The organism is Pseudonocardia sp. D17, from assembly GCF_036984265.1.
GTDB lineage: Bacteria > Actinomycetota > Actinomycetes > Mycobacteriales > Pseudonocardiaceae > Pseudonocardia > Pseudonocardia benzenivorans.
Genome location: NZ_BPRG01000042.1, coordinates 75828 through 83940 on the forward strand (window position 1 = coordinate 75828; position 8113 = coordinate 83940).

An 8113-nucleotide genomic window follows, 5' to 3' on the forward strand; every position below is an offset into this window, starting at 1 on the left:
GGCGCCGTGACATGTTCTCCCGGTGCTCACGCTCGATGCCTCGGCGGTGCGTCTCACGTCGCCGTGGTTCGTCGTCGGTACGGGGGTCCTCGCCGTCGTGGCGTGGGTGCTGGTCGTCGTCCGGTGGCGGCGCCACCTCCGGGTCGGCCGGACGATCTCCGTGCTGGCCGCGACGGTGCTGATCGTGCTGGCCGGCGCGGCCGTCGCCAACAGCAGCGGCAGCTTCTACCCCACCCTCGGCGCGCTGACCGGCTCCTCCGGGCCGCCGGCTCCCGGTCCCGGCGCGGCGCGGACCGAGGTCCTGACCCCTGGCGCGGTACGCACCGTCGCGGGCCCCGGCGGCACCCCGCTGACGGTCTACCTGCCCTCGGCCGCGACCTCCCCCGGGTCGGCGGGGATGCGTTTCCCCGTCGTCGAGTGGCTCGGGCCGCTCGCCGCGGGCGACCCGCTCGTCACCGAGGTCGACCGGGCGATCGCGCAGCACCGCATCGCGCCGGTCGTCGTGCTCGCCACCGGTGTCGCCGACGCGGCCGACCTGCGCGCGTGGGCCACCCGGTCCGGGTCCGGGCTCGCCGTCCGCGACGACCGGGCGGGCTGGGCGCTGGCCGCGCCGGTCGGCTCCCCCGCCTGCCCGCTCGCGATGGCACTTGCCCGGCCGGGCGCCTACGCGGCGGCCGCCGGCCCGGCCTGCGACATCGGCCCGCTGCGCACGACGGACGCCCCGCCCGCGCTCCTCGCCGTCACGACCGCCGCCGGGGACACCGGGGGCATCGACCGGGTCGCGTCGCCGGCCCCGGCGGCACAGGTCACGGACTACGTTCTGCGTGACGCGGCGGACGGTCCCGGCGCCGTCGTCGGCTGGCTCGGGGAGCATCTCCCCGGACCCCTTGTGGACCGGGCAGGAGCCGACGATGTCCCGTTCTGACGGCCTCGCGGGAGCCACCCGGACCCACGGCGGGCCGGGCGGGCGTGGGCCGGTCCGGCCCGACCCCGCGGCAAGGCGGTTGCGGCTCACCGAGGCCGCCGCCGTCAGGGCCGTCGTGTGGGCGGCGCGCGTCGTCGCGCTGGTGACGGTCGTCGCCTCGGTGTTCCCGGCGCCGCGGCGCGCCATCATGGCCTCGCTGCGCGCCTCGCTCGGCCTCCCGCCCGCCGTCGGGCTGGCCGGGACGGTCATCTCGCTGGTCGCGGCCGTCGGGCTCTGGCTGCTGGCCGCGGGGCTGCGCCGGCGCAAGCGGCGGGCCTGGGCGCTCGCGATCGCCGTCAGCGCGGTGCTGACCGTCGTCAACGTGCTGCACGGGCTGTCCACCGGACACGGCTACGTCGCCGCCGGGCTGACCCTCGCCCTGCTGGTCGCCCTCGTGGCCACCCGCCACCGGTTCGTCGCCCGGCCCGACCCGGGTGGGCTCACCCGGGGTGCGCTGGTCCTCGTGCAGCTCCCGGTCGCCGGGTTCGTGCTCGTGTGGGTGCTGCTGGCGCTCAACCCCAGGCGCCTCGACGGGGCGCCGCCGTGGTGGCAGCTGGCAGGCCACGCCGCCCTGTCGCTGGTCGGGGTGTCGGGGCCGGTCCAGTTCCGGGCCGGCTGGCTCGACGACCTGACGAGCGCCGTGGGACTGTCGTTCGGCGTGGCCGCGGTGCTCGTCGCGGGCTACCACCTGCTGCGCTCCCCCGAGCCCGAGCCGCAGCTGTCCGACGACGACCAGGCCCGGCTGCGGGCACTGCTCGACAAGCAGGGCGGCCGCGACTCGCTCGGCTACTTCGCGCTGCGCGAGGACAAGACCGTCGTCTTCTCCCCGACCGGAAAATCGGCGGTCTCCTACCGGGTACTGGCCGGGGTGGCGCTGGCCTCGGGTGACCCCGTCGGCGACCACGAGGCCTGGCCCGGAGCCATCGAGATGTTCCTCGGCGAGTGCACCTCCTACGGCTGGGTTCCCGCGGTGCTGGGCTGCTCCGAGCTGGGCGCGACGGCGTGGGCCCGCGTCGGCCTCGACGTCCTGGAGTTCGGCGACGAGGCCGTCCTCGACGTCGCCGGCTTCACGTTGGAGGGCCGCGCGATGCGGGGCATCCGGCAGGCGGCCGCCCGGCTCACCCGCGCCGGGCACACCGTCCGGGTCCGCCGGCTCGACGAGCTCGACGACGACGAGCGCACCGCGCTGCGGACCCACGCGTCGCGGTGGCGCGGCGACGCGGTCGAGCGCGGCTACTCGATGGCGCTGTCCCGGGTCGCGGACGTCCGCGATCCCCGCGGCGTGCTGGTCGTCGCCGAGCTCGACGGACGGACCCGCGGGCTGCTGCAGTTCGTCCCCTGGGGCTCCGACGGCTTGTCGCTCGACCTCATGCGCCGCGACCCGACCTCGGAGAACGGGCTCAACGAGCTGATGATCGCCGAGTTGATGGCCGCGGCCGAGGGCTTGGGCGTGCGGCGGGTGTCGTTGAACTTCGCGGTGTTCCGGGCCGCGCTGGAGCGCGGCGAGCGGATCGGCGCGGGTCCGATCGCGCGGACATGGGCGAAGCTGCTGCGGCTCGCGTCGCGGTGGTGGCAGATCGACAGCCTCTACCGGTTCAACGACAAGTTCCGCCCGCGCTGGGTGCCGCGCTACGTCGCGTTCCCCGCCGTCCGGGACCTGCCGCGGATCCTGGTCGCCGCGCTGGAGGCCGAGGGCTTCGGCGGCCGCCCGCCCGCCGTGCTGCGGCTGCTGCGTCGTTGATCGGTGAGTGGCGGGGGTCGCCGGAGCGACCATCGCCACTCGCGACCTCACGTCGTGCCGGTGACGACCGCCAGCATCTGCACGACGTCGGCCCGCAGGGTGTCGGGAGCCTGCGGGTCGCCCGCGAGGTGGCGCCACAGCGCCTGCTGGAACAGTCCGTCGAACATCGCGTAGGCCGCCCCGGTGCCGCAGACGGGCGGCCGGCCGGACAGCTGCGCGTACCGCGCGACGATCCGCTCGATCATCCGCTCGAGGCTCGCGTCGATGGCGGCGACGTCGTCGCGGAACGACGCCTCGAACAGCGACTGCGACCGCAGGTCGTACCAGAGGCGGTGCATGAGCCCGTCGGCCACGAGCGTCGCGGCCATCGCGGCGGCGAACTCGTCGGCCAGCGCGGGCGCTGTCGTGGCGGTGGCGACGACGTCGTCGTAGCGCTGCACGCACACCGCCTTGTAGCGGCGCACGCAGTAGGTGATGAGGTCCACCTTGTCGCGGAAGTAGTAGTGCAGGACGCCGTGGGAGAACTCGGAGTTCTGCGCGATCTCGCGCAGGCTCGTCCTGGCGTAGCCGAGCTCGGACAGGGTCAGCAGAGCGGCGTCGGCAAGCTCCCGACGCCGCTCCTCGACCTTGTCGGCCCTCCGCCGCGAGATGCGCGCGGGCCGCTCGACCGCCTCGGTCACGTGCTGCATCCACCCTGGTCGGGACCGTTCCTCCGCCCCGACGATACCGGTAGGGCGACGGTCTCCCACGAATCTTGACAGTCGTCCAAGGATCTTCCAGGGTTGTGCTCCGCATCACCTTTGCCGCGTGGGACCCGACCGGCGCGGCCGGACGAGGAGGTTCGATGGGTGGGATCGACCTGACGGGTCGCCGGGCACTGGTGACGGGCGGGGCCCGCGGCCTCGGTGAGGGCATGGCCCGGGCGCTGGCGGCCGCGGGGGCGACGGTGATGCTCGCCGACGTGCTCGCCGACGTCGGCCAGAAGACCGCGGCCGACATCGACGGAGCGCACTTCGTCGAGCTCGACGTCACCGACGACGCCGGGTGGGAGTCCGCGATCGCGCACACCGTCGCCGAGCTCGGCGGCCTCGACGTGCTGGTCAACAACGCCGGCGTGGAGGTCACGCAGCTGATCGTCGACACCGCGCCCGCCGACGTCCGCCGCATGCTCGACGTCAACATCCTGGGCACCATGCTCGGCCTCAAGCACGGCCTGCGCGCGATGCGCCCCGGTGGCGCGGCCGGCAACGGCGGGGCCATCGTCAACGTCGCCTCGGTCGCGGCGACGATCGCCTTCCCCGGCATCGCCGGCTACTCGGCGACGAAGTCCGCGGTCGACCGGCTCACCCGCGTCGCGGCGATGGAGTCGGGCAAGCTCGGCTACGGCGTGCGGGTCAACTGCGTCTACCCCGGCCTCGTCCCGACGGAGATGGGCATGAAGCTCGCCGTCGAGACCTCCGAGCTCGGCCTGTTCCCCGACCCGAACGCCGCCGTCGCCGCCGTGGTCGAGCTGACCCCGTCGGGGCGGCTCGGCGAGGTCGCCGACATGGCCGACGCCGTCGTGTTCCTCGCCTCCGACCAGTCACGGTTCGTCAACGGCGCCGGCCTCCCGGTCGACGGCGGCATGGGGATGTGAGTCACCGCCGATGTCGCTGACCGCCTACCTCGACAAGGGGGCGTCGCTCGGCCGGAACGCGCCCTGCCTGACCATGGGCGACCGCGTCCTGACCTACGGCGACGTGCAGGACCTGAGCCACTCCGTCGCCCGGGCGCTGCGGCGCTCGGGCGTCCGGCCGGGCGACAAGGTCGGCATCCTGTCCGGCAACGACCCGACGGCGTTCGCCTGCGTCTTCGGCATCGCCCGCGCCGGCGCGGTCTGGTGCCCGATCAACCCGCGCAACGAGGGAGCCGAGAACCGCGAGCTGCTCGACCTGTTCGAGTGCCGGGCGCTGCTGTTCACCAAGGCGTTCGCGCCGCTGGTGGAGAGCGTCGCCGGCTCGCTGCCCGCGCTCGACGTGCTCGTCTGTCTCGACGACGAGGTGCCCGGCGCCTCGGCGCTGCAGGACTGGCTCGATCGGGCCGGCACCGTCGAGGGCCCGGTCGAGACACCGCCACCCGACGACGTCGTCATGCTCGTCGGCACCGGCGGGACCACCGGCCGGCCCAAGGGCGTCGTGCTCACCGGCCGCTCGCTGGAGACGATGTCGGCGATCACGCTGATGAGCTACCCGTTCGACGGGCGCCCGGTCTACCTGGCGCTCGCGCCGCTCACCCACGCCGCCGGGGTGCTGTGCTTCCCCGTGATGGCGCTGGGGGGCCGGATCGTCGTCATGCCGCGCCCGGATCTCGGCGAGTTCATCGGCCTGGTCGAGCGCGAGCACGTCACGCACACGTTCCTGCCGCCGACGCTGATCTACATGCTGCTCGACCATCCCGCGCTCGACACCGCGGACACGTCGTCGCTGCAGTGCCTCTGGTACGGCGCCGCGCCGATGTCGGCCGCCCGGCTGGAGGAGGCGATCGGACGGCTCGGGCCCGTGCTCGGGCAGCTGTTCGGCCAGTCCGAGGCACCCATGATGGTCTCGACGATGGCGCCCGCCGACCATCTGCGTCCCGACGGGAGCCTCGCCCGCGAGCGGTTCTCCTCGGCGGGGCGACCGACGCCGCTGGTCACCGTCGCGATCATGGACGACGCCGGCCGGCTGCTGGCCGCGGGTGATCGGGGCGAGATCGTCGTGCGCAGCTCGCTGGTGATGGCCGGCTACCACCGCGACCCGGAGGCCACTGCGGAGGCCTCGCGGTTCGGTTGGCACCACACCGGCGACATCGGCTACCTCGACGAGGACAACTGGCTCTACATCGTCGACCGGGCCAAGGACATGATCATCACCGGCGGGTTCAACGTCTACAGCGCCGAGGTCGAGCAGGCCGTCATGGCCCATCCGGCCGTGCGCGACTGCGCGGTGGTCGGCCTGCCCGACGACAAGTGGGGCGAACGCGTCGTGGCCGTCGTCGAGCTGCACCCGGACGCCGCCGCCCAGGAGGCCGAGCTCATCGCGTTCGCGAAGGGCCGGGTCGGCAGCGTGAAGGCACCCAAGCAGGTCCTCGTGTGGCCGGACCTGCCGCGTTCCAAGGTCGGCAAGATCGTGAAGACCGAGATCCGGGACAAGCTCACCCCCTGACCCAGCCCGACGCCCCGGGGTGGCCGTCGGGGTGGCCGCCGGGGGCAGGTGGCCCAGCCGCCCGCCCCACCCCCGAGCGCAACCTCAGCGCGCCCGGTCGGCTGCGGACCGACCGTGAGGTTGCGCCCGGGGGTGGCGCGCGGGCCGGGCCGCGCCGGCCGATCGCCCAGTGGCGCGGGCCGGGCCACGCCGGCCGATGCCCCCGCGGGCGGGCCCCCACCACCGAGCGCAACCTCACTGCTCCTGCACGAACGATTCCCGACTGTCAGGTTGCGGCCGACACCCCGCGCGCAACCCCACTGCTCTGCGGGCGCCGCGACACGACGCCGGGTGTGCAGCGAGGTCGTCGGTGCGGGGTTTCGCACGTGCGCACGACTCGGGCGATCCGCCGACAGCCGACCTCGCGATCGCGACCATCGCGAGGTGCAGAACCAACCCTTCCGAGGAAGCGCCGCCGTGGTGGCGGGGCGAGTGAGCCCGGGACGGCTGCGCGGGCGCGGCTTCGTCCGGCTGGCACCCGACGTCTACGCCGTCGCCCCCACCGACCTCGATCTCACGACGCGGTCGATCGCCGCCTACCGCCGCGTCGAGGACATCGGCGGGGTCGTCGGCGGATGGTCGGCGGCCGAACTGCTCGGCGCCGGCTGCGCACCCCGCGACGCCGACGCACAGATCGTCGTACCGCGCTATGTCAAGCCGACCCCCGGCGTCCAGGTGGGCCGCTGGCGCCTGCTCCCCGAGGAGATCACGCTCGTCGACGGCTGCCGGGTCACGACGCCGCTGCGGACCGCGTGGGACATCGCCCGCCGGGAGCGCCGGACCGACGCCGTCGTCGCCATCGATGCCCTCGCCCGGGTCGGCAGCTTCCCACTGGAGGCATTGGCGGACATGGCTTCCCGCCTCCGGCGAACCCGAGGCTCCGCGTTGGTGCGGGCCGCGTCGAGCCGAGCCGACGCACGGGCGGAGTCGCCGATGGAGACCCGGATGCGTCTCCTTCTCGTCGACGCCGGGCTGCCCACGCCCGTGCCCCAGTACGAGCTGGTCGTCGACGGCCGGGTCGTCGCGCGGTTCGATCTCGCCTACCCGGACGCGCGGCTGGCGATCGAGTACGACGGCGCGGGGCACGACGACCGCCTCGACCGGCGTCGTGACATCCGGACCGGCGCGCTCGGCTGGCAGACCGTTCGCCTCGTGTCGGCCGACATCCTGCAGACATCCGAGGAGACCGCCGCCTCGGTCCGGGCCGTCCTGCGACGACGCCTCCTGCTCCTCGGCCGCCCCTGATGCCGGACGCACCTGCGCCGATCCCGATCCGACGGGCCGGTCGGGTAGCGCTCGGGAGATCGCACGCCCCGCGCTGCCGATCAGCCCGGACACGACCGTGAGGTTGCGCGCGGGGTGCGCGACCGGCGGCCGACCCCGGATCGGTCGGGAGCCGGGCTTCGGCGCGGCACTCACGCCCGACCCGGGGCCGGGGCTCAGCCGGGGCGGACGTCGACCAGCTCGCCGTCGACGACGCCGGTGCGCGTGCGCACGGTGGGCGCGTCCGGGCCGGACTCCCGCTCCCAGCGCAGGAAGCGATCGGCCTCGGCCAGTACGGCGCCGCCCAGCCACAGCGCGACCACGGCGTCGTCGACGAGTCCGAACACGCTGAGCAGCAGCTCCGGGACGATGTCGACCGGCGACAGCAGGTACCCCGCCGCGAGCACGAACAGCAGCAGCCTGCTCGCCGGCAACCCGGGATAGCGGCCGGTCACCGCGGCACCCGCCATCCGCGGGACCGCGGTCAGCATCTCCCCCACGCCTGCCCCGCCGGGTCGCCGGGCCTGGCGCACGAGCGTCCACAGCGCGCGGAACGCCGCGATGCGCCGGGGCCCGAACCGGGCGGCCGCCCCTGCCGTCGTTCCGGTGCCCGCCGCCGTCCGCGCCTTCGACCTCGCCACCGTCATCGCCTCCTCGCGGCGCTCCGGACGGAGCGCAACATCGGGATACGAACCGGACACCCCTCGGTGTTCCCGAACCTCGTCTCCTGTGGCTCAGCGCACACTCCGTGAGGCTTATGTTTGCATCGCGAGCCGTCGCGATATATCGTGATGGCACGCGATCCGATCGACTAACGGGCCGCATCCACCCTCACGACTGTCAGGAGACATCAGATGAACGCCATGAACCCCCCGTGGGACCCCCGTTTCGGTGCCGGCTTCGGCGGCGGATTCCGCGGCGGCC

Annotated in this window: 7 protein-coding genes; 5 read left to right on the forward strand and 2 right to left on the reverse strand. The window is 74.4% G+C overall.

All coding sequences use genetic code 11. The annotated features are described in order from the left end of the window. The first annotated feature begins 22 nt into the window (after positions 1-22). Together PSD17_RS08010 and PSD17_RS08015 are read left to right on the forward strand one after the other, a co-directional pair. Positions 23-925, forward strand: a complete 903-nt coding sequence (locus PSD17_RS08010) for a hypothetical protein (protein WP_013675981.1) — start codon at positions 23-25, stop codon at positions 923-925. Further along, complete coding sequence (locus PSD17_RS08015) at positions 912-2705, forward strand: phosphatidylglycerol lysyltransferase domain-containing protein (protein ID WP_339122284.1); 1794 nt, start codon at positions 912-914, stop codon at positions 2703-2705. The genes PSD17_RS08010 and PSD17_RS08015 overlap by 14 nt, the downstream gene beginning before the upstream one ends. Positions 2706-2752: 47 nt before the next feature. On the opposite strand, the gene PSD17_RS08020 is transcribed toward PSD17_RS08015, so the two are convergent. After that, positions 2753-3394, reverse strand: a complete 642-nt coding sequence (locus tag PSD17_RS08020) for a TetR/AcrR family transcriptional regulator (RefSeq protein WP_339122285.1) — start codon at positions 3392-3394, stop codon at positions 2753-2755. Positions 3395-3549: 155 nt separating this feature from the next. Between PSD17_RS08020 and PSD17_RS08025 the strand changes: the two genes are divergently transcribed. The 3 genes from PSD17_RS08025 (at position 3550) to PSD17_RS08035 (ending at position 7171) form a co-directional block, all read left to right on the forward strand. Then, complete coding sequence (locus PSD17_RS08025; protein ID WP_339122286.1) at positions 3550-4341, forward strand: SDR family NAD(P)-dependent oxidoreductase; 792 nt, start codon at positions 3550-3552, stop codon at positions 4339-4341. Positions 4342-4351: 10 nt separating this feature from the next. Continuing rightward, positions 4352-5887, forward strand: coding sequence for an AMP-binding protein (locus tag PSD17_RS08030; protein ID WP_339122287.1), 1536 nt, complete (start codon positions 4352-4354; stop codon positions 5885-5887). A 456-nt stretch (positions 5888-6343) separates the two neighbouring features. Next, complete coding sequence (locus tag PSD17_RS08035) at positions 6344-7171, forward strand: hypothetical protein (RefSeq protein WP_339122288.1); 828 nt, start codon at positions 6344-6346, stop codon at positions 7169-7171. 194 nt (positions 7172-7365) lie between these two features. On the opposite strand, the gene PSD17_RS08040 is transcribed toward PSD17_RS08035, so the two are convergent. Then, a complete protein-coding gene (locus PSD17_RS08040; protein WP_339122289.1) occupies positions 7366-7836 on the reverse strand; it encodes a YkvA family protein in 471 nt (156 codons plus the stop codon). Positions 7837-8113 lie beyond the last annotated feature (277 nt).

Coding starts and splice junctions, on each gene's coding strand:
- PSD17_RS08015 (WP_339122284.1), top strand. CDS start 912: ATGTCCCGTTCTGACGGCCTCGCGGGAGCCACCCGGACCCACGGCGGG.
- PSD17_RS08020 (WP_339122285.1), bottom strand. CDS start 3,394: ATGCAGCACGTGACCGAGGCGGTCGAGCGGCCCGCGCGCATCTCGCGG.
- PSD17_RS08025 (WP_339122286.1), top strand. CDS start 3,550: ATGGGTGGGATCGACCTGACGGGTCGCCGGGCACTGGTGACGGGCGGG.
- PSD17_RS08030 (WP_339122287.1), top strand. CDS start 4,352: ATGTCGCTGACCGCCTACCTCGACAAGGGGGCGTCGCTCGGCCGGAAC.
- PSD17_RS08040 (WP_339122289.1), bottom strand. CDS start 7,836: ATGACGGTGGCGAGGTCGAAGGCGCGGACGGCGGCGGGCACCGGAACG.